A 21,364-nucleotide genomic window follows, 5' to 3' on the forward strand; every position below is an offset into this window, starting at 1 on the left:
AGCGAACTGGACACGATTTAATAAGATGCCAGAGAAAATATTTTATTGCTATATGGTGCCAATCTTAACCGGCCGTTTAAAAAATCAAGACCAATAATGAAAGAATATCCTGCCACTTTTGCACCCAATTGCATAACCAGTTCAGAGGCCGCAACAACGGTCCCTCCGGTAGCTAATAAATCATCATGAATCAAAACCCTTTGTCCCGGACTCAGTGCATCCTCATGTACTTCTATCGTTGCTGATCCGTATTCGAGATCGTATGATTGTTTTACCGTTTTATAAGGCAGTTTCCCAGCTTTTCTAATCGGTACAAATGGAACATTCAACAACTCTGCTAACTGCGGGCCGAACAAAAATCCACGACTTTCAATTCCTGCTACTACATCAATATCCACCCCAATCAACTGTTCGGCAAGTGCTTTGGTTATTTGCACGCATAATGCAGGATCTTTTAATATCGGGGTAATGTCTTTAAAAACAATCCCCGGCTTCGGGAAATCATGTACGTCGCGTACAGTTAATTTTATTTTTGATTCAATCATGGTTAAAATTCAAGATAAGCCGCCAAACGGTTAATCGTTTCCTGGTCTAAAATAGCTACTTTATTTAAGTCTGCAATATTACCATAATTTCCATGCTGTTTTCTATAAGCGATCAATGCATTTACTTGTTTATATCTAATATAAGGATGATTTTTAAAGTCTTCAAAACGGGCTGTATTGACATTTATCCTTTTAAGCCTTGAGGCATCCACCAAAATCTGATCTTTAATTTCATTATACTTTACCGAATCAAGCCCAAATACTTCCATCAACTGTTCTTTTTTATAAAACCCTCCGATGCGGTCTCTGTATTTTACGATCCTGTTTGCGAAGGTCATTCCGATCCCCTTTATTTTATCCAGTTCTGTTGTATCTGCATTGTTAATTTCTATTTTAACTACTACCCTACTTTCATATTGTTGTTTGATATATACCTTTGGCTGAGACTCAGCGGTATTTATAGGTGCAATCTTAACATAAGGAACCAATCTGCGATATGTTGCTTCGCTTATAGTATACATTTTCTTCAAATCCTCTACTTTATTAAACCTACCGCCTCTGGCAGTATAGTTTAATATGGCCGATGCCTGTTTTACTGATAATCCAAGTTTTTCCCAATCCTCCTGGCGATTCGTATTCGGATCAAACATAAAAAGTTGCGTATTACGCTTATCACGATGTTTAAAATGTAGCTTATCCCTTCCTTTTAACAAAATTTTCTGCTGTTCCAATAACGCCAGCTTCAAAACAGCCTGTTGTTCGGCTTCGGTAACCGGTTCTTCTTCCTTAATTAAACTATATACATAAGGTAAGAGCATTGTCAGTCCAATGAGGGCAACTAAAGTCATCAAACCATTAAATTCCCTCTGGCTAAAGCCAAAATAGGTATCCAACCACTTCTTCATCAGCTAATTTAATCAGCAACTTTCAAATCATCCACAAAACATGGGGATTAACGCAGCGGTCAAGTAATATCTCGACAAGACACACAAGACACACACTTTGGAATATTTTATACAAGTTACTCATAAACGACTAATAAAATACAGGGTTGATCTACCGTTGACATACCCTTGACTTACCATTGCTTTACCCCTGGGGTAAAGCAATGGTAAGTCAACCCTAAGGGAAGGGTAAGGAAAAGCTATAGTTATCCAGTCTTTTATCCGTCATTTATCACAAGTTTTATAGTATTTATTCGACAGGGTGTCCTAAGCTGTTATAATATGAATGCTTACAGTGTCAGGTAAAAGTATGTTATATTTTAAGCATGTAACTAAATTAAAATAATAAGTCTTATTTTTGAAATTGCTTTACAATTCATAAAACAGATTTTAAATGAAGATCATAACTACCAAAGAGTTCGCGAAGGCTACTAAGATAGATAAGTTAGGTGTACCGGGGTTGGCAGCTTTGCTCATGGAGATGATGAAATTAAATGATATCAACAAAGTCTTTTCCCAGAATGAACATTTTAATGGATTAGAATTTGTTGACAAAATATTGGAAACTATAGGTGTAAGCATTGACTTTGACGAGGACGATCTTAAAAGTATCCCTAAAACCGGCGGCTTTATTGCCATAGCCAACCATCCATACGGAGGGGTTGAAGGTCTGGCACTGGTAAAACTACTATGTACAGTACGACCTGAAGCTAAAGTGATGGTAAATTTCATCCTTAAAAAGATTCCAAATCTCAGCGAATTCTTTGTAGCGGTAAACCCATTCGAAAATGTTCAGCATACCTCCAGTATCAGTGGTTTAAAAGCTACATTCGATCTTTTACAAAGTGGAACTCCTATTGGCATATTCCCTGCAGGTGAGGTTTCAACATTCAGCCTGGATAAACAGGAAATTACAGATAGGCTATGGCACCCGGTAGTAGGGAAGTTAATAGCCAGAGCCAAGCTTCCGGTTGTGCCTATATATTTCCATGGCAATAATGGTGTATTGTTTAATATTCTAAGTTTTATACATCCTACATTAAGAACAGCTAAGCTTCCTTCAGAGTTTTTAAATAAACAGGGACTTAAAATAAAAGTGAGAATTGGTAAACCGATCAATATTGAAGATATATCTTACCGGAATAACACCAATAAGTTGCTCGACTTTTTACGGGCACGTACTTACGCCCTGGGCACCGGACTTGAAGTTGAGAAAAAGATGTTTAACCCCATCAATCTTTTCAAGATTAAGAAAACACCGGAACCTGTTATTGAAGAGACCAGTCGCAATTTAATTGTGGATGAGATCGAAGAACTCGAAGGCTTCAGGGTATGGCAGGAAAAAAATTATGAGGTATATATTGCGCCAACGGTAGCAATTCCAAATATACTAAGAGAAATTGGCCGATTAAGGGAAATCACGTTCAGGGAAGTTGGCGAAGGAACCAATAAAAAGATTGACCTGGATAATTATGACATCTATTACAATCACTTATTTATATGGGACAAAGACCTTCAGAATATTGTAGGTGCATACCGCATAGGTAAAGGTGATGAGATTTTAAATACCATGGGGCGTAGAGGCTTTTATCTTTCTGAACTTTTCAAAATTAAAGAGCCGTTTTATCCTTTGCTTAGAAAAGGTATTGAGCTTGGCCGTTCATGGATACGCAAGGAATATCAGCAAAAACCACTGCCTTTATTTCTGCTATGGAAAGGCATTTTAAAATACCTGCTGGACAATCCACAATACAGATATATGTTTGGGCCGGTAAGTATTAGCAATAACTTCTCGAAATTCTCGAAATCGCTGATTGTAGACTATATTACTAAAAACCATTTCGACTATGAACTGGCGCACTATGTAAAGCCAAAGAACAAGTTTAAAGCAGATCTCTCGGCCATTGATAAAAATCTATTGATTGAAAGCAGTGAATCGTTAAAAGATCTTGACAGCCTGATCTCTGATATCGAAAATTCGCATATTAAAATTCCTGTTTTGCTTAGACAATACATGAACCTGAATGCTAAAATCATTTGCTTCAATATAGACCCTAAGTTTTCTGATTGTCTGGATGGATTTTTAGTAGTCGATATGCAGAATATCCCTTCGGAAATGCTCGAAAAGATTGGAAAGAATTTTTAAACCAAAAAGCCACGACATCCATCGTGGCTTTTTGTTATCAACTAAACCTAAACTTTATAAATACTAACCAAATATTTATGTCACAAAAGTAAGGTCATGATGTTAAGGGGTTGTTAATTATCGATTACTATAAAAGTTTTAAGACTGAAAACTTAATATACACCGTATGTTAATTATATGTATATTTAATATGAACATAACATTAACTAATCATGAACCGTTTGCTCAAAATATTCGGTACGTTTTGCCTTCTGCTGACCATAACTCAATCCTATGGCCAGGGCAAAGGATATAATGTCAGTTTTGAATTTTACAATGATACCTTCAATCTTGAAGTAGATTCCTCAATTATTGTAAATAACGACACCACTTTATCCAAGCAGCTTGTTATTGCTCACTATGACCGGGTAAATCAGGGTAAATACCAGATAATTCTGGACAAACTTTTAGCATATAAAAAAGAACAGCATCTAAATGACTGGTTGTATTATCAGCTGATCCGAAAAACTGCTCAGGCTATCAGTCCAAAAAAAGCAAACTATGAACGTTATACTTTCTATAAATGGTTTCTGTTAGGTAAATCGGGCTATGATGCAAGACTAACTATTGCCGACAACAGAATTATTTTTTATGTGTACAATGACGAAGACATTTCAGATATACCGTTCACAATATTCCAGCATAAAAAATACATGTGTTTAAACCGACATGACTATGCCTATGCCGACTTAAATAAAGTCCCTCCCTATGATATGATCAGTATGCCTGAAGCAAAAGGTGCATTTTCCTATAAGGTTACCAGAATGCCTGATTTCAAGCCAGAAGACTATTATGAAAAACAAGTTCAATTCAACTACAAGCACAAGACCTATCATTTTAACATCAAGCTCAATTCTGATGTAGAAACAATCTTTGCGAATTACCCGGTGGTTGATTTCGAATCTTATTTCAATATTCCGCTAAGCAAAGAAACTTACGGTTCTCTGATTCCTATACTTAGAAAGAATCTGGAGGGAATGAATCAAAAGAAAGGTATAGACTACCTGATGCGCTTTACCAGGTATGCTTTCTTGTATGAAGAAGATGATAAGAACTTTGGAAAAGAAAAACGGTTGTCGCCTGAAGAGACACTCTTTTCTAAATACAGTGATTGCGATGATAGAGCGGCCTTATTCTTTTACCTGGTTAAAGAGTTGTACGATTTACCGATGATTGCAATGTTGTATCCAACACACATTACCATGGCTGTACAGTTTGATAAACCTATTGGCCAGCCGATTGTTTACAAGGGGAAAACCTATTCTGTATGTGAACCTACCCCGCAAAAAGAAAACTTAAATATAGGCCAGATTTCTTCAAATCTTAAAAATGTGGCTTTTAAGATTGTTTATGCCTATGAACCTGGCAACAGATAACGTTCTATTTGGCTAAATTCTGACCTCAGTACTATGCCATGGCACAATCTTTAATCCGTTGCTAAGTCTATATGTAATTTAAGTATGTTTAATAATTATTGGCGGTATCTTTAATTCGACAAATTAACTTATGGTTGACCGTTGATTAATATTGCGGAAGTATTTTTAATCATGAAACTACTAAATTCCTATGCTCTCAAAATTGCAAAAGTTGCATTTTTAGGAGCTGCAACTTTTCTTTATAGTTGTAAAAAAGAAACTAGCCCTGTCTTAAAGCCTGTCAATCTAAAAATCCCTAATAAGATGGCAAGTATTACAACCCCCGTTTTTGACTGGGAAACTGCTGATTACATGCCGAGTCCTCCGGGTACAACTCCTATTTTGGTACCATGGGCGTCTGGAAGTAACCAGTTGTTTCCTGAAGAAATTGCTTTTGATTTCAAAAAGGTTGATGGTTGGAATATGGTGTACAATACTTTTAGTTCGGCACAATTAACTTCACCTAATTTTTTCGCACTGTACAATAAGTATAGGGGAATAATTCGCTTTTATTTATATATATCTCCAGGAAACCTCAATGCATCTTCATACTTCAGTGATGGACTAGGAATATCCGGACAATTTCCATCTTCGATAATGAATTTTTCCAAAGAAATTATCGATGTTGATAATGTTCAAAGATCCGTAACAAAGGTTCAAAGTTATCAGATACTCTCAACGGGTGCTTGGTACGCTTGTCAATATGAACTGGCATACGATCCCTATATAATATACGCAAATCATGAGAATTTAAACTTCGTTTGGAATGTGTCATCGACTAATCTATCACAAATCACATTAAATGGAGTATCCAATGGGACATTAACCGGAACTGTTGGAACAGCAAATTCAGGCGGTTTCAATCTTCCTAGTCTATTAGGGAATTTAAAGAATACGGCCTTGCATGTTGCCGGCTATAAAACAATAGGTGCAATAGGCCTGGGTAATTCAAAGGTATTTGGAAAAAATATCGAAGAATCTATAAAAGCTGGCGTTAAAGGAGGATTGACTGGTGCAGTCAAAGGCTTTTTCAGTGCGATATTGGGGGGAACTGCAACTAGCCCTCAAGTAGTAGATCTAAAGTTAAAAGTGGAAACCAATTTAACTGGTTCGATAACAAATAACAGTGGTATCGTAAGTACCACTTTAGCAATGCCCGGATCCGTGAATTCGAATTCAGTGGGGTATATCCCCAGTTACAACAAAATTCTGGGTGTTGTGACATTTCCAGCGTCTCCAACACTATACGTTGCAAATCAATGGGTATTGACTAATGAGTATGGATCTTCTCCAACAAACCCAAAATATATATACGATTATAGTGTAGCTTACCATCACGGTCAACTTAACGGATTTGCATTTCACATGACTAATCCAGAGGTTACAAGTGATGGTACAACAGTTAAAGTTACCAGGATTGATGTGCTTGTTCCCTACAAGCAAAGATATGAAAGCAACGGTCCTCCCTCTGAAAAAACAACAATAGAGAAATATTTGGATAGGAATGATCCGGATTATGCATTACCGGCAAGTTATGGCAAAGAAATCATAGGAGACGAAATCTATGCTTATGGCAGTAATACAAATGCAGGGACTAACAGTGTTATCCGTTTTAAGGTTCAGCATCGTCAGGATTATACCATGGGAACTGCCTACTATAATGCCACCGATCTTGATGGTATACGTATTCGTTATACAATTTTAGTAACGCCTAGTAATGGATCTCAACCAATTACCATCATAAAAACAGTTAAGCCGACATTGGAATTTATTTAACAGAAAAGCCCAATCCTAATGAATTGGGCTTTTCGCGTTTGGGTAGATGAAGACAGCGTGTCTGCTATATACCCCAGTTTTAAAGCAGCTCTGAAAAGGGCTGTTTTTTTTATGTCCTTTTTAGTGGGGCATTTCTGCCCAAGTTGGCGTTGATACTTGTTATTGGTTTAATTGGTTTGGGCTTGAATCTTGCATTCCACCCGTAGTTCTGTTGTAGGATAATTATCGTGTAACTGCATTTACCAACAACTCATATGGAACACTGTGTAGTGAGCCATGCATATTAACATAAGCCTGATTTAATTTGGATAGAGTGACAAGGTTGAATGTGTGTTGGGGCAGCAAACACCAACACGACATAAATCTATTTAAATCAGCAGTTCAATATTCCGCTAAGCAAAGAAACTTACGGTTCTCTGATTCCTATACTTAGAAAAAATCTGGAGGGGATGAATCAAAAGAAAGGTATAGACTACCTGATGCGCTTTACCAGGTATGCTTTCTTGTATGAAGAAGATGATAAGAACTTTGGAAAAGAAAAATGGTTGTCGCCTGAAGAGACACTCTTTTCTAAATACAGTGATTGCGATGATAGAGAGGCCTTATTCTTTTACCTGGTTAAAGAGTTGTACGATTTACCGATGATTGCAATGTTGTATCCAACACACATTACCATGGCTGTACAGTTTGATAAACCTATTGGCCAACCAATTGTTTATAAGGGGAAAACCTATTCTGTATGTGAACCTACCGCGCAAAAAGAGAACTTAAATATAGGCCAGATTTCTTCAAATCTTAAAAACGTAGCTTTTAAGGTTGCGTATGCTTATGAGCCGGGTTTAAAATAAAAAATCCGGCCATCCATTAAGGATAGCCGGATTCATAGTTGATTTCTAAAACTAGAAATCTTAATTTCTATAAGTTAGCTAATAAATTTACACCATCAACCGTAGCCCATTTACCAGCAGTAAGATTTGCACCTGTTGCGGTATTAGTTGGTCCCCAGTTTGTTCCTGGAAGGAAACTAGCTGCTGATAATACAAAACCCGCATTTCCTGAAACAAAAGTATTTGAAGAATTTGTGATTTTAATATTAGAAAATTTAATTTTACCGCCAGCGATCTGGTTGTTATAAGTATTTACATCTAAGACCTGAACAGCGCCGCCTGGAAAAGCATTAACAGTTACACCACCAATAGTACCTGCCACTTGACTTTTATAGCCATCGACAACAACATTGCTAAATTCACCGTTACCATTTGATTTAAACTGGAAAGCATCTAACTGAATTTCACCAGCCGGTGTTTCAGCGACAGCATCAGCAGCTCTTTTCAAAGTAATGTTACTCACTTTAGGCCAGAATGCATTATCATTACCTTTGGCTTCAACTTCCATACCATAGTTTGCTTTACCTGTCTGATAAGCGAACCAATTTGAGTTAAGTTCACCACTCCAGCTGTCTTGCCAGTCAAATGAATCATCAGAATTTCCATAAGAAATCAGGTTTTTAGCACTCACACTTCCACCATAGAATTCGAAACCATCATCACTACCTTTGTAAGATACCAGGTTTTCCAGAACTGTTCCAGCCCCTACCGAGTAAAATGAGAAGCCATTATGCTCCTTATTATTTGTAGTAATAACGAGTCCCGCATATTCAACACGTACATATTTTAATGAACCACTGCTGTGGTTTACTTTTGCACCACCGTAATTTAATTTTAAACCATCTTCAGATGTTGCACTTGTAACACCACCATTACCTTTGATTGGTGCATCTCCATACATAATGATACCAGCCCATGATCCTGCTACTTTTGATTGCTCCGTGAACACAATTGGTTCATCAGCCGTTCCATTAGCGATCAATATTCCGTCTTTCAACACAACAAGACCTGCTTCTCCATCACGTTTGTCAGCTGTAAATGTCGAGCCTTTTTCTATAGTTAAAGTAACTCCTGCATTGATTTTCACCATTCCTTTCAACTTATAATTTCCGTAAGGAAGGGTTTTATTTGCAGTGATTTCACCACTTAATTCTCCTTCAACAGGATTTTTTATTACTGGCTCATCGTCATCACTTGAACAACCTGTGAAGATTGTAGCTGCAATCGCAATTGCGTAAAATACTTTTTTCATCTTAAATAGATTTATTTATCCCTTTTATTTATTGTTTCAAATTTACCAGGCTAATATTGCCTGAACATTAATTTAGCTTTACCTTTACGTTACTGCCTTATTAACAAAATGTTAACGAAATCAGATTAAAAGGTGTATCCTAAGCCTAGAGATACTCCAACTCCACGCTTGTAATCCTTCACAGTTAAGTCGTCCTCAAGGATGTTCATTTTACTCTTACCACCCAATTCGATTTCATAAGTTGGATTTAAGATATTTTCAACACCCAATTTAACATCCCATTTATCAGAAATTTTATTGTTCCAAATCAGATCTAATTTTCCAAATGGTTTTTCATAGTAATTATCTAATCCATTTGTACCCACTGCAAAGATCCGCTCGCCATAGACATTATAAGCCAGCGTAAATGTATTTTTCCATTTCTTACCAAAATCAGTATCATACTTGATATCAGCATTGATCAGCCATGGTGATGCACCCTGAAGTCTTCTAGTGCTCTTATCGCCTAGCGTTGCCAATTCCGAACTATTCTTAACCCTATCTATAGTCGCTTCGGTAATCATTAATGAGGTATTGAATCCAATTGAGAATTTAGATAGTGATTCATCTATTCGACTCAGCTGCATTAATAATTCTAACTCAGCTCCGTAAAGGATGGCTTTTTTTGAGTTATCATAAGTAATCGTCTGACCACCACTACCAGCAGATTGTTCAAATAATCTTTCAATTGGGTTTTGTAAATACTTAGCAAAACCAGTAATTGAGATCATCTCTTTACTTGAAGGAAACCATTCGTATTTAACATCCAAGTTGTAATTTCTACTATTAACAACATTTGCGTTACCATTTTCTATTGTTCCGTCGGGGTTAACGAACTCCAAAGGAAACGCCTCCATTACAACAGGTTTAGTCAAAGTTTTTGACGCCGATACCCTAAAATTAGCTTGATCTGTTACTGCATACTTTAGGTTTGCTGCTGGTAATATATCAAAATTGTCTTTTGTTACTTTTAAAAAAGGGTTGCTGAAACTGCCGGATTCCCTGTACCGTGTAATCCTTTGCGATTGTTCAAACCTCGTGCCTACATTAAGGTTCAACTTATCGTTAAATCTTAAAGCCAAATCCAAATAGCCGGCATTCACACCTTCCTGCATTTTTGATTTGTAAGTTGAATTTGTTCCTTCGTGGTACTCGAAGTTACCTGATTTCAGTCCCTCATCTAAAACCCCATCAGGTTGGTTTGTCGGAAAGCTTACACCATTACTATTAAGAGCACGTGAGGTAATAAACCTAAAGTCAGATTCTATTTTGGAAAACGAAGCATTGTATCCTACCGAAAGCTTATGTGCTTTTGACAAATCCTCATTTCCAAACTTCCAGTTATACTCTAGCAGACCCGATGCGAAAAAGTCTCCATTGAAATCCATATACTGTCTGACAATTGTATTACCACTGTAACTAACTGAAGTAGTCTCTTCATCAATTTTTGTCCCTTTGTAAGATTTTCTATCCGGCAACTCATATTTAGTTTTTGAATAAGATACACCTGCTCTTACACTATGTGCATCATCAGCTGTTATTTTATAGTTCGCAAATAATTGACCAGTAAATAAATCTGTTTTTTGCAATTGATTCAGTCTGATAATTGTATTGTTATTAGTCGTCTGACTATTTACATATCCCAATTGATCCTGAATGGTATTTTCTGTCCCTTTAAGATAAAATGCATTGAAGTTCAAATTGAGACGGTTACTTACATAGTTTAGTGCACCTAGCACAGATGAGTTAGTAGAAAATCTGTAAGTGGTAGTGTATAAGTTATTGTCATAAATCCCTTGAGCTGTACTGAAGAAACGATCCACCCCTTCTCTAACCTGGAATCCATTATCGGTATTGATCGAAACCAAGTATTGAATAAAGCGATTGTCTTTTAATTCAATTTTATCGGCATGTAAAATCCCTATGTTACTATTCAGTGGAGCCTTGCCATTGTCAACATCAAAACCTGAACCAAATTGTGTTCTGGCTTCTTCTGCCGACAGCGTATAATTGGAAGGAACTTTACCCAATACTTTAGGCATTTCCCTACCATTACCAGTAAAACCAAAGTAGCTGCCAAACCCTGTTCCGTCTTCAGGTCTTAAAAACTTTTTGAATGTACTGTTTGATATGTAACTCGTACCGATATTAATTTTAGTGATACTTTTATCTGCTCTCGCAGTAACGATATTGAACGTTCCTCCAGCAAAATCACCGTATAAACTTGAATTAAAAGTTTTATAAGTTTCTAATGCACTTACAATGTCAGTTGGAAACAAATCTAAAGGAATAATCTTCTTAAAAGGGTTATTTGAAGGAACCGCAAGACCATTGATCAACAAGTTATTGTATCTGTCTTCCAGACCTCGTACAAATAGGCCCCGTCCGTCTACTTTTGTGATACCAGTGATTTTAGTTAATCCTTCTTCTACATCACTTACACCTTTCCTTGACAATTCCTGGATTCCAATACCCTGTTTAATTTCAGTTGCATTTTTTTGGCTCATCAGAATTGCAGTCTGGCTTTCCTTGCCTGCTACCCCCGTTACCACAACTTCATTAAGTTTTTGTGAATTGGACTCTTCCAGAATAAAATCTAAAGAAGTAGAACTTCCTTCTTTAACTTCTATATCCGCTATGCTTTTAGTTGTATAACCAATGTAAGAAGCCTCAATGGTATACTTACCGGCAGACAATGTGCCTAGCAAATATTTACCGTCTGCATCTGATGAAGCGCCTTTTGTTGTACCCTTAATCTTTACCGTTACACCGATCAGTGTTTCACCGGTTTTTTTATCAGATACTTTACCAGAAATTTTTCCCGTTTGCGCAAAAACTGTTGCGCCGATAATTACAAATAAGACCGTAATTAATGCTTTCTTGAGATTTAGTTGTGATTTCAATTTGCTGTATATTAATTTCCAGCAAAGCTATTACCACAATGTTAGCTATATGTTAGCGTCAAATTACCATTCGTTTATCTCCGTGTTAAGAAATCGTTAAATGGCTTTCAGGTCAATATTTTAGCCCTACTTTTTTGCAAATAAAGTGTAATAACCAAATCGGACCGATTAACAGAAACTTAACATCTTGTAAAAATGACGGCTTTTTTCCTTCAATTTTATGGCCTATAAACTGCCCTATCCAGGATACGACAAAAATCACTATACAAACCAACCAGAATGCAGGACCACCAGCTGCCTGCCAATATTCCAGCTGTACAATGAAGTAGCTCATCAAACTGATTACCCATAACATCAAAAACGACAAAACCGGTGACAACGTAAAATAATAGTATAAAGAAAAGGCAATAAGAAAGGATGCCCAGTTTAAGAAGCCATTAAACTTCCCTAAGAACTCAAGATGAGGAAACGGAATCGCCCATACCAATCCCAATAAGCTAAAAACAATTAATGGCACACAGATCCAATGAATAAGTTCATTCGTATGGTTTTGGTGACTTTCTGCATATTTATCAAAAAGTACATCAACCTCCTTTTTAGGCTCTGCCTTAATTACTTTACTTTGCTCCTTCTTCATGTCTTTATGGGTTATTATGTAATGTAAAAATAAAAAAAGCGATAGAATATTCTACCGCTTTCCATTTAATTATTTAACGTCTTTTAACGCGCTGGTGTTATTTTGCAAAAGCTACCGATCTTGTTTCTCTGATTACTGTAACTTTAATCTGACCAGGGTAGGTCATTTCTGTTTGTATCCTGTTAGATATGTCTGCAGCAAGTAATTCAGCCTGCTGGTCTGTTACTCTTTCACTTTCAACAACCACGCGTAATTCTCTACCTGCCTGTATCGCGAATGTTTTCTCTACACCAGGGTAAGACAATGCCAGTTCTTCCAGTTCTTTTAAACGCTTAATATAACTTTCAACAACCTCACGACGGGCACCTGGACGGGCACCTGAAATAGCATCACAAGCCTGGATAATTGGTGAAATCATTGAAGTCATCTCGATTTCATCATGGTGAGCACCAATAGCATTACAAATCTCAGGATGCTCCTTATATTTTTCCGCCAGCTGCATACCTAATATTGCGTGTGGCAATTCAGGGTTATCATCAGGCACTTTACCTATATCGTGTAATAATCCCGCACGTTTTGCCATTTTAGCATTTAAGCCTAACTCAGCAGCCATAGTCGCACAGAAATTAGCTACCTCACGAGAGTGATGTAATAAATTCTGTCCATAAGACGAACGGTAACGCATACGACCAACCATTCTGATCAACTCAGGGTGTAAACCATGAATCCCCAGATCAATTACGGTACGTTCACCTATTTCAACAATCTCGTCTTCAATTTGCTTCTTGGTTTTAGCAACGACCTCTTCAATACGTGCCGGGTGGATCCTGCCATCTGTTACCAAACGGTGTAAAGCTAAACGCGCAATTTCTCTTCTTACCGGATCAAAGCCTGATAAAATGATGGCTTCAGGCGTATCATCAACGATGATCTCAATACCAGTAGCTGCTTCCAGCGCACGGATATTACGTCCCTCTCTACCAATTACACGCCCTTTTATCTCATCACTTTCAATATGGAAAATTGAAACTGTATTCTCAATCGCCGCCTCTACTGCTGTACGCTGTATGGTTTGGATTACTACCTTTTTTGCTTCTTTAGTAGCAGTAAGTTTAGCTTCGTCTACTATATCCTTAACCTGGATCATCGCCTGTGTACGCGCTTCCTGCTTCATGCTTTCAACCAATTGGTTTTTTGCTTCATCAGCACTTAAGCCCGCAATAGTCTCCAATTGTTTAACATGCTGGTTCTTTAAAACATCAACTTCTTCCTGCTTTTTTACAGCCAGTTCAGTTTGTTTTTCCAGGTTCTTTCTATGGTTATCAAGTTCCTGTTCTTTCTTGTTGTAGTTCTCCAAACGCTGATTGATGCTCTGCTCTTTTTGCTTGATCGCATTTTCACGCTGGTTAATCTGGTTATTTTTGTTGTTTACTTCCTGCTCGTGTTCCGATTTCAGTTGTAAAAACTTTTCTTTTGCTTCCAGCAATCTGTCTTTCTTTAAGATCTCAGCTTTACTCTCTGCATCTTTAAGCATCTTTTTCACTTTAGTCTGGGCCGCAATCTCCTGCGTTTTCAGTAGGTTCCGCAGCAGGTATCTGCCCACCAGAACCCCGACAACGAGGCCGGCCAGTACATATCCTATTATTCCTAATATTTCCATTCTCTATTTGTATTTATTGTTTAATCAGATACAATTTTGATGATCTTATTCATCGAAAAGCGGTGCAAATCCTATCTGACTATTTATTTCTTCGTTTGTTTGTATATGGTTATTTCTGGTCAAAAAAAAACCGCAACTAATTTAATGAGCCTCAAGTTTTAAAAACCTCAACTAATTATAATTAGGATTTAAGTCATTTTCAGGTACATAAATGCAGATGAAATACACCCTCTTAATCCTATAAATATTGAAGTGTTAAGTTTTAAAAATAGTGAAACCCAAAAAAGTAGCTGCGGCTATATCTTTGTGCTAATCTTAACTTATATAAAGAACGTACTTATTTTGTAAAAAACCCGTTTAATAAACTATCCAATTCCTCCACCTTCTCGGCTACAGCACTATCTTCGTTCTGCACTTTGTTCTCTACCCTCAATACTGCTGTAGCATAATGCAGTACTGCCATAGAAAGCAAATCCTGTTTATCTCTAACCGCATAATTTTCCTGATAATCTTTTATGCGCTCATTAATAATCTTGGCTGCCCGCCTTACAATTTCTTCCTCTTCAGTATTTACCTTTAACGGGTAGATACGATCGGAAATAGTTATTTTTATCGAGATTTCTCCCATTTCTTAGCTTTGTTTCACTTTTCAGGTATTCCTTATTTCTTAAGCAATACAACACACTTATCTATTTCACGCACAAAATCGTTAATTTTTTGCTTTATATCAAGTGTCTTTTCATTTGTTCCCTCAATACTTTTCGCCAATTTTAAAACCCTTAGTTTTTCTTCAAGGTCGGAATTCTTGGTTTTTGACGTATCCAGTGCAACTTTTACTGATTCATTTTCCAGCTTAAGCAGCTCATTCTCTTCTTGTAATGCACTACAAAGCTCTATTAATCGAGCAGTTTTCTGCAATACGGAGGTTAATTGATCTGCAACTGATGACATGAATAAATATTTTTATTTTTTTACTTTCTAATTTCTGCTTTTACTGTTTGTGCTAAGTTATGAATAATCTTTTGCATAACGGCATCAATTTGCTTATCAGTTAGCGTTTGTTCTTCGTCCTGAATGGTAAAGTTCAGTGCGTATGACTTTTTACCCTCAGGCAATCTATCACCTACATACACATCAAATACCTGTACATTCTTAACCAACTTCTTATCTGTCTTAAATACAACTGCTTTTAAAGCATCAAAAGTCACATCTGTATCCACCAACATTGATAAATCCCTTCTTACAGCAGGATATTTAGGAACTTCCTTGTTTACAATTTTGTTCTTCCTCACCATGTCAAGCAACAATGCCCAATCAAAGTCAGCATAATAAACATCCTTATCCACATCGGCTTTTTTTCTGTCTGCCGCTGTTGCCGCACCAAAACTTACAATAACCTTATCTCCTCTAAAATACTTCAGTCCAAATGCAAAATTTTCATCTTGTAGTTCTTCCGACTGATAACTGCTAATTCCCAAACGTCCAACAATCGCATCAACTGCAGCTTTCAAATGGTAAAAACTAACAGCTGCGGGCTTTTGATTCCATTGTTCAGTCTGGCTATTTCCCGAAAGTAAGACCAGTAAACGCGGACGCTCCACATATTTATCATTGATTAAGTGATATGTTTTACCAAATTCATAAAACTTAATATCGGCAGTTTTTCTATTCTGATTGTAAGCAACACTTTCCAAAGCAGGCATTAACAACTGCTGACGCATAACATTAAGGTCAGAGCTTAATGGATTTAAAATTTGAACTGCTTCTTCCGGATTTTTTGAATAAACACCTTTTGTTAAAGAGTTACACCAGATCTCCAAAAAGCCATTAGCTGTTAGCATATCAGCAATTACATGCTGTGTTTGTTCCTTATCCGGCTTCGAAGTATAAGATAAAGAAGCATTGATTTTACTAGGGATTTCGATATTATTATAACCATAAATCCTCAATACCTCTTCCGTAATGTCACACTCACGCGTTACATCTACTTTAAAAGCAGGCACCTTCAAGCTTAATCCTTCAGCTGTTTCTGCAGATACAGTAATTCCTAAAGCAACGATAATCGCTTTAATCTCTTCTGCAGCAATATCAGCTCCAATTAGTTTAACAATATTTTGATAGTTCACCTCTACATCAAAAGGCTGCACAGGAGCAGGGTAAAGATCTGATACCAAAGAAGCTATTTGACCTCCTCCTAATTCCGCGATCAACAAAGCTGCACGCTTTAAAGCAACTACAGTCATTTCAGGATCTGTACCGCGTTCAAACCTGAACGAAGCATCAGTCTTCAAACCATGACGTTTCGAGGTCTTACGTACCGATACAGCATTAAAATAGGCACTCTCTAAGAATATATTGGTTGTACTTTCAGAAACTCCGGAGTTCTTACCACCAAAAACACCTGCGATACACATTGGACCTTCTGCATTGCAGATCATCAGGTCCTCTGATGAAAGTTTGCGTTCTACACCATCTAGCGTTACAAACGGTGTCCCTTCTGCACATTTCTTAACCCTTACTTTTCCACCTTTGATCTGATCCGCGTCAAAAGCATGCAAGGGAACGCCCAAATCATGCAATACATAATTGGTAATATCTACTATATTATTAATTGGCCTGATGCCAATCACTTTCAACTTATCTTGCAACCATTCTGGTGAAGCCTGAACTGTAATCCCACTGATTGTTACACTGCTATATCTTGGACAAGCAACTGCATCTTCCACAGCTACATCAATCAACAAGCTTTCGTTATCAGTTTTAAAACCAGAAATATCAGGCATTTGTATTGTAGTACGGAAATAAGCGGCCAAATCCCTGGCTACACCTAAATGCGATGCTGCATCTGCCCTATTTGGTGTAAGCCCGATTTCAAAAAGATAATCGTCTTCTAACTTAAAATAAGCTTTTGCGGTTGTACCCACTACAGTATCTTCAGGCAACACCATAATCCCGTCATGAGACACTCCTAAACCGATCTCATCTTCCGCACAGATCATCCCTTCAGATGCCTCTCCGCGTATTTTAGACGATTTGATTTTAAAGGGCTCACCTTCATTCGGATATACAGTAGTACCTACCGTCGCCACCACAACTTTTTGTCCCTGTGCTACATTAGGAGCTCCACAAACAATTTGTAAAGCTTCTGCTCCGCCAACATCTACTGTAGTTACACGTAAGCGATCTGCATTAGGGTGTTGAACACAACTCAATACATGACCAATGACTAAACCTTCCAGTCCGCCCACAACAGGCTGTACTGTTTCCAGGCTTTCCACCTCCAAACCAATATCGGTTAAGATCAATGATAACTCCTGTGGTGTTTTATCTGTTTGAATAAATTGTTTTAGCCAGTTGTATGATATCTTCATGTTGCGTATTCAAAATAAAACGCAAAGATATTATTTAATGCTGAAAGCAGAAAGGCAAGAAACAGGCTATATGGTTAATTTTATAAAATATCTGACTAAAAAAACAGCCTTGCTATAATCGGCAAGTGGTCAGAGGGATACTTTAAATCCTTACTATCTGTAAGCACACCGAATTTCTGGACTTTAAACCCTTTATTTACAAATATGTAATCTATCCTCCCCTTAAGCGGAGCATTAAATTTAAAAGCATTAAATGTTCCTTCAGGGCCATAAGCCGGCTCAATAGTAGCTTCTTTAGTATCAGCCAAAAACGACTTTATGGTAGCTATCGCTTCAGTTTCAGGTGTAACATTCAAATCTCCCGTCAAAATAACAGGCAAAGCAGGCGCAATTTCCTGAATCTTCTTTTTAATCAGTTTTGCAGATTCGATTCTGGCCTGAACACCTATGTGATCATAATGCGTGTTAAATACAACAAAGTCCTTTTTATTCCATTTATCATGAAGCTTTACCCAGGTACAAACCCTTACGATTGCAGCATCCCAACCTATGGAAGGCTTTTCCGGAGTTTCAGACAACCAAAATGTTCCCCCGTCTTTTTTAACAAACCTTGATTTATCAAAATATACCGCAGCAAATTCACCGTCACGTTTTCCATCTGTTCGTCCCACCCCAACCATTTCGAAATTTGTATTTTCTAACAACTGATCAACCTGCAAAGCCAAAGCCTCCTGTACGCATAAAATATCAGCATCGTGAAATCTCACTAAGGCTTTTACATTATCTTTCCTGTTCGGCCAGGCGTTCTCGCCATCCTGAGCATTGTTATAACGAATGTTATAACTCATTACATTCACATAATTTGCAGGTTTTCTTTGGGCATTTGCTGTTACGTTTAGCAACAACAATGCTGCGAATAACTTAATCATTGTTTTCATAGCACCAAGTTACAGCTTCATTGTTAAATTAAGCCCTCATCTCCAAAACTATAGAATAATTTATTCGTTACAATTAAGTGATCGAGCACATGTAAGTCAAGGATCCTTCCTGCTTCGACAAGTTTTTTGGTAATATATACGTCCTGCTGACTAGGTTTTAAATTCCCCGACGGGTGATTATGTGCCAGGATTACATAAGTCGCATTATGTTCAAGTGCGGTTTTGAAAATGATTTTGGGGTCCGCCATAGTACCCGACATCCCGCCACTACTTATTGCCTGTTTGCCAATCACATAATTGGCCTGATTGAGCATTAATATCCAAAACTCTTCATGATTCAGATCAGCAAACACAGGAAGCAACACATCAAATGCATCTTTTGCTGTTATTACTTTTACCACGTCGCTTCCAGCAGTATCTTTTCTTCTCCTGCCAATTTCTAAAGCAGCAACAATAGCAATAGCTTTGGCTTCACCAATCCCCTTAAATTTAGATAGATCTTTTACCGACACTTTACCAAGCGCATCCAGATCATTGTCATAAAAAGCCAATATCCGCCTGCTCAGATCTACTGCTGTTTCGTCTTTATTCCCTGAACCAATTAAAATAGCTATCAGTTCGGCATCCGTAAGATGACGTCTGCCATTTAGCAATAATTTTTCTCGTGGCCGGTCGGCTTCCGCCCAAAGTTTTATTCCTAGTTTTTCCTGATACGACTTCATAACTAAATTTCTTTGAACAAAAAAAAGGGATACACAGTGTGTATCCCTTTTCAATATTATTGTAAAGCTATGCTTATTTTAAAGCATTAACAAATTTAGTCAACTTAGATTTGTTGTTTGCTGCTTTGTTCTTATGGATAACATTCTTTTTGGCTAAGCGATCCAGCATAGAAACTACTTTAGGAAGTAATTCTAATCCTGTTTTTTTATCTTCTGCAGCACGCAATCTTTTGATAAACGTACGAGTTGTTTTTGCTTGATACCTGTTACGTAAACGTTTAGTTGCGTTTGCTCTAATTCTTTTTAATGAAGATTTATGATTTGCCATTTTTTGTTATTAATATTTTATTTTGGAGCTCACGCTCTTTATTATTCTATTTTTCGGACTGCAAATATAGAATTAATGTTTTTAAAATACAAAGGCATTATGCAAATATTTTTTTTTTCATATCCTATCACCTTCCTTAAACAAAAAATCACCTTCTCAGATTGAGCCTCAGCGTTCTTCGCTTCTTCAGCGGAGTAATGCAGCTCGTGAAGAGAATGGCTATTTTTTATATCTTGCAGCCACCACATCCCAGTCCACAACATTCCACCAACTGGAAATATAATCAGCCCGTTTATTCTGATATTTTAAATAGTAAGCATGCTCCCATACATCCAATCCTAACAAAGGCACTCCTTTTACCTCCGCATTATCAAACAAAGGGTTATCCTGATTTGGCGTTGAAGTAATTTTTAAAGTTCCTTTGTCATTCACCAGCCATGCCCATCCCGAACCAAAACGAGCAGCCGCAGCGGCAGAGAATTGCTCTTTAAATTTATCAAACGAACCAAATGTCTTAACAATGGCATCATTTAAACGACCCTGCGGACCGGCTGAAGTCCCCGCTTTTAAAGTATCAAAAAAGAAATTATGGTTCCATGCACCACCGCCATTATTACGGGCCTTAGCCGAAAGCTTTGACGCATTAGCAAAGAATGCTGCTTCAGTTTTATAAGGGATATGCTCTGCAGCAATGGCATCATTCACATTTTTAATGTAAGCCATATGATGTTTGGTATAATGAATCTCCATCGTTAGTGCATCGATATTCGGCTCAAGTGCATCATATGCATATTTTAAAGGGTGCTGACTGAACTTCAATGCAGCAGCACTATTATTCGTTTCATCAGTTAAACCGGCGGCCATTACAGCTCCCCCATCCAACAAAACAGGAGTTCCTATGGCAACAGCCAATGAAGCAGTTAAAGTATTTTTAATAAAATTTCTTCTGGTGTTTGTTTCCATGATTATTGATTTCTTATGGGTTTTAACAATTAATAATGGGAAAGTACGTATACCTTCGCATTAAATTAACCCATTTAACAGAAAATTGTTCTCTGACCATACTATTTTTACAAAGCATGAACAATTTCCATTGTATTGAAGTTTATTTTATCTTTGGTCACCGATAAAAGCCTCTATTTTTGCTTTATTGATAACAAACATCACCTTAATGACAACCTCATGAAGAAGCGCATTGCCATATTTGCCTCAGGATCAGGATCAAACGCTCAAAAAATAATGGAGCATTTTAAAAGAAGTACAGAAGTTGAAATTGCTTTGGTACTGACCAATAATCCTGATGCTTATGTATTACAACGGGCAGACAACTTTGAAATCCCTTCTCATGTGTTTGACAGGAACGAATTTTACCACACAGAAAACATCATAGACTTGTTAAAAAATCTGGAAATAGACCTGATTGTACTTGCAGGATTTTTATGGTTAATTCCCAAAAGACTAATAACTGAATACCCTGGTCGCATCATCAATATTCATCCGGCAATTTTACCAAAATTTGGGGGCAAAGGAATGTACGGCGATCATGTGCACAATGCAGTGTTAGCAGCAGGAGAACCTGAAGGTGGTATCACCATCCATTATGTAAACGAACATTACGATGAGGGTGAATATATTTACCAGGCTAAATACCGCATTGATAAAGGTGATAATTTAGAGATGGTTAAATTTAAGGGGCAGCAACTGGAACATCAGCACTACCCCCGTATTGTAGAAAGCATTATTAAGAAGATAAAGAAGTAAG

18 protein-coding genes are annotated in these 21,364 nt (G+C 37.3%); 5 read left to right on the forward strand and 13 right to left on the reverse strand.

The window, feature by feature from the left end; translation table 11 throughout:
- Positions 1 to 17 precede the first annotated feature (17 nt).
- Both R2Q84_RS08155 and R2Q84_RS08160 read right to left on the reverse strand, forming a co-directional pair.
- Positions 18 to 545 carry an adenine phosphoribosyltransferase gene (locus R2Q84_RS08155; protein WP_316816048.1) on the reverse strand — a complete coding sequence of 176 codons (528 nt, stop codon included), beginning with the start codon at positions 543 to 545 and terminating at the stop codon, positions 18 to 20.
- A gap of 2 nt (positions 546 to 547) precedes the next feature.
- Entirely contained in the window at positions 548 to 1,450 is a 903-nt protein-coding gene (locus tag R2Q84_RS08160; protein WP_316816049.1) for a ComEA family DNA-binding protein, read from the reverse strand.
- A gap of 433 nt (positions 1,451 to 1,883) precedes the next feature.
- Here R2Q84_RS08160 and R2Q84_RS08165 point away from each other — a divergent pair, with 433 nt between their 5' ends.
- From R2Q84_RS08165 to R2Q84_RS08180, 4 genes are all read left to right on the forward strand, one after another.
- On the forward strand, positions 1,884 to 3,635 hold the full coding sequence (locus R2Q84_RS08165) for a lysophospholipid acyltransferase family protein (RefSeq protein WP_316816050.1): 1,752 nt from the start codon (positions 1,884 to 1,886) through the stop codon (positions 3,633 to 3,635).
- Between the two features lie 212 nt (positions 3,636 to 3,847).
- Positions 3,848 to 5,050 (forward strand): hypothetical protein, encoded by a 1,203-nt coding sequence (locus R2Q84_RS08170; RefSeq protein WP_316816051.1) that lies wholly within the window; start codon positions 3,848 to 3,850, stop codon positions 5,048 to 5,050.
- A 303-nt stretch (positions 5,051 to 5,353) separates the two neighbouring features.
- A complete protein-coding gene (locus R2Q84_RS08175) occupies positions 5,354 to 6,865 on the forward strand; it encodes a hypothetical protein (RefSeq protein ID WP_316816052.1) in 1,512 nt (503 codons plus the stop codon).
- 449 nt (positions 6,866 to 7,314) lie between these two features.
- On the forward strand, positions 7,315 to 7,713 hold the full coding sequence (locus R2Q84_RS08180) for a hypothetical protein (protein WP_316816053.1): 399 nt from the start codon (positions 7,315 to 7,317) through the stop codon (positions 7,711 to 7,713).
- Positions 7,714 to 7,780: 67 nt separating this feature from the next.
- Here R2Q84_RS08180 and R2Q84_RS08185 read toward each other — a convergent pair whose 3' ends face one another.
- The 11 genes from R2Q84_RS08185 to R2Q84_RS08235 form a co-directional block, all read right to left on the reverse strand.
- On the reverse strand, positions 7,781 to 9,004 hold the full coding sequence (locus R2Q84_RS08185; RefSeq protein WP_316816054.1) for a hypothetical protein: 1,224 nt from the start codon (positions 9,002 to 9,004) through the stop codon (positions 7,781 to 7,783).
- Positions 9,005 to 9,129: 125 nt separating this feature from the next.
- Positions 9,130 to 11,946 (reverse strand): TonB-dependent receptor, encoded by a 2,817-nt coding sequence (locus R2Q84_RS08190; RefSeq protein ID WP_316816055.1) that lies wholly within the window; start codon positions 11,944 to 11,946, stop codon positions 9,130 to 9,132.
- A 112-nt stretch (positions 11,947 to 12,058) separates the two neighbouring features.
- Positions 12,059 to 12,583 (reverse strand): DUF962 domain-containing protein, encoded by a 525-nt coding sequence (locus tag R2Q84_RS08195; protein WP_316816056.1) that lies wholly within the window; start codon positions 12,581 to 12,583, stop codon positions 12,059 to 12,061.
- 97 nt (positions 12,584 to 12,680) lie between these two features.
- The gene (rny, locus tag R2Q84_RS08200) at positions 12,681 to 14,243 is read right to left on the reverse strand and encodes a ribonuclease Y (protein WP_316816057.1); all 1,563 of its coding nucleotides are present in this window, start codon (positions 14,241 to 14,243) and stop codon (positions 12,681 to 12,683) included.
- A gap of 337 nt (positions 14,244 to 14,580) precedes the next feature.
- Complete coding sequence (locus tag R2Q84_RS08205; protein WP_316816058.1) at positions 14,581 to 14,871, reverse strand: cell division protein ZapA; 291 nt, start codon at positions 14,869 to 14,871, stop codon at positions 14,581 to 14,583.
- 32 nt (positions 14,872 to 14,903) lie between these two features.
- Positions 14,904 to 15,194 (reverse strand): hypothetical protein, encoded by a 291-nt coding sequence (locus tag R2Q84_RS08210; RefSeq protein WP_316816059.1) that lies wholly within the window; start codon positions 15,192 to 15,194, stop codon positions 14,904 to 14,906.
- A 20-nt stretch (positions 15,195 to 15,214) separates the two neighbouring features.
- Positions 15,215 to 17,614 carry a phenylalanine--tRNA ligase subunit beta gene (gene pheT / locus R2Q84_RS08215; protein ID WP_316816060.1) on the reverse strand — a complete coding sequence of 800 codons (2,400 nt, stop codon included), beginning with the start codon at positions 17,612 to 17,614 and terminating at the stop codon, positions 15,215 to 15,217.
- Between the two features lie 95 nt (positions 17,615 to 17,709).
- Positions 17,710 to 18,543, reverse strand: a complete 834-nt coding sequence (locus R2Q84_RS08220; RefSeq protein WP_316816061.1) for an endonuclease/exonuclease/phosphatase family protein — start codon at positions 18,541 to 18,543, stop codon at positions 17,710 to 17,712.
- Between the two features lie 32 nt (positions 18,544 to 18,575).
- On the reverse strand, positions 18,576 to 19,274 hold the full coding sequence (gene radC, locus R2Q84_RS08225) for a RadC family protein (protein ID WP_316816062.1): 699 nt from the start codon (positions 19,272 to 19,274) through the stop codon (positions 18,576 to 18,578).
- A gap of 73 nt (positions 19,275 to 19,347) precedes the next feature.
- Entirely contained in the window at positions 19,348 to 19,602 is a 255-nt protein-coding gene (gene rpsT, locus R2Q84_RS08230) for a 30S ribosomal protein S20 (protein ID WP_316816063.1), read from the reverse strand.
- A gap of 219 nt (positions 19,603 to 19,821) precedes the next feature.
- The gene (locus R2Q84_RS08235; RefSeq protein ID WP_316816064.1) at positions 19,822 to 20,565 is read right to left on the reverse strand and encodes a superoxide dismutase; all 744 of its coding nucleotides are present in this window, start codon (positions 20,563 to 20,565) and stop codon (positions 19,822 to 19,824) included.
- Positions 20,566 to 20,784: 219 nt separating this feature from the next.
- Here R2Q84_RS08235 and purN point away from each other — a divergent pair, with 219 nt between their 5' ends.
- Positions 20,785 to 21,363: a phosphoribosylglycinamide formyltransferase gene (gene purN, locus R2Q84_RS08240; RefSeq protein WP_316816065.1), complete on the forward strand. Its 579-nt coding sequence runs from the start codon at positions 20,785 to 20,787 to the stop codon at positions 21,361 to 21,363.
- Position 21,364 lies beyond the last annotated feature (1 nt).

The organism is Pedobacter nyackensis, from assembly GCF_032678475.1.
Classification (GTDB): Bacteria; Bacteroidota; Bacteroidia; order Sphingobacteriales; family Sphingobacteriaceae; genus Pedobacter; species Pedobacter nyackensis_A.

Coding starts and splice junctions, on each gene's coding strand:
- R2Q84_RS08155 (WP_316816048.1), bottom strand. CDS start 545: ATGATTGAATCAAAAATAAAATTAACTGTACGCGACGTACATGATTTC.
- R2Q84_RS08160 (WP_316816049.1), bottom strand. CDS start 1,450: ATGAAGAAGTGGTTGGATACCTATTTTGGCTTTAGCCAGAGGGAATTT.
- R2Q84_RS08165 (WP_316816050.1), top strand. CDS start 1,884: ATGAAGATCATAACTACCAAAGAGTTCGCGAAGGCTACTAAGATAGAT.
- R2Q84_RS08170 (WP_316816051.1), top strand. CDS start 3,848: ATGAACCGTTTGCTCAAAATATTCGGTACGTTTTGCCTTCTGCTGACC.
- R2Q84_RS08175 (WP_316816052.1), top strand. CDS start 5,354: ATGGCAAGTATTACAACCCCCGTTTTTGACTGGGAAACTGCTGATTAC.
- R2Q84_RS08180 (WP_316816053.1), top strand. CDS start 7,315: ATGAATCAAAAGAAAGGTATAGACTACCTGATGCGCTTTACCAGGTAT.
- R2Q84_RS08185 (WP_316816054.1), bottom strand. CDS start 9,004: ATGAAAAAAGTATTTTACGCAATTGCGATTGCAGCTACAATCTTCACA.
- R2Q84_RS08195 (WP_316816056.1), bottom strand. CDS start 12,583: ATGAAGAAGGAGCAAAGTAAAGTAATTAAGGCAGAGCCTAAAAAGGAG.
- rny (WP_316816057.1), bottom strand. CDS start 14,243: ATGGAAATATTAGGAATAATAGGATATGTACTGGCCGGCCTCGTTGTC.
- R2Q84_RS08205 (WP_316816058.1), bottom strand. CDS start 14,871: ATGGGAGAAATCTCGATAAAAATAACTATTTCCGATCGTATCTACCCG.
- R2Q84_RS08210 (WP_316816059.1), bottom strand. CDS start 15,194: ATGTCATCAGTTGCAGATCAATTAACCTCCGTATTGCAGAAAACTGCT.
- pheT (WP_316816060.1), bottom strand. CDS start 17,614: ATGAAGATATCATACAACTGGCTAAAACAATTTATTCAAACAGATAAA.
- R2Q84_RS08220 (WP_316816061.1), bottom strand. CDS start 18,543: ATGATTAAGTTATTCGCAGCATTGTTGTTGCTAAACGTAACAGCAAAT.
- radC (WP_316816062.1), bottom strand. CDS start 19,274: ATGAAGTCGTATCAGGAAAAACTAGGAATAAAACTTTGGGCGGAAGCC.
- rpsT (WP_316816063.1), bottom strand. CDS start 19,602: ATGGCAAATCATAAATCTTCATTAAAAAGAATTAGAGCAAACGCAACT.
- R2Q84_RS08235 (WP_316816064.1), bottom strand. CDS start 20,565: ATGGAAACAAACACCAGAAGAAATTTTATTAAAAATACTTTAACTGCT.
- purN (WP_316816065.1), top strand. CDS start 20,785: ATGAAGAAGCGCATTGCCATATTTGCCTCAGGATCAGGATCAAACGCT.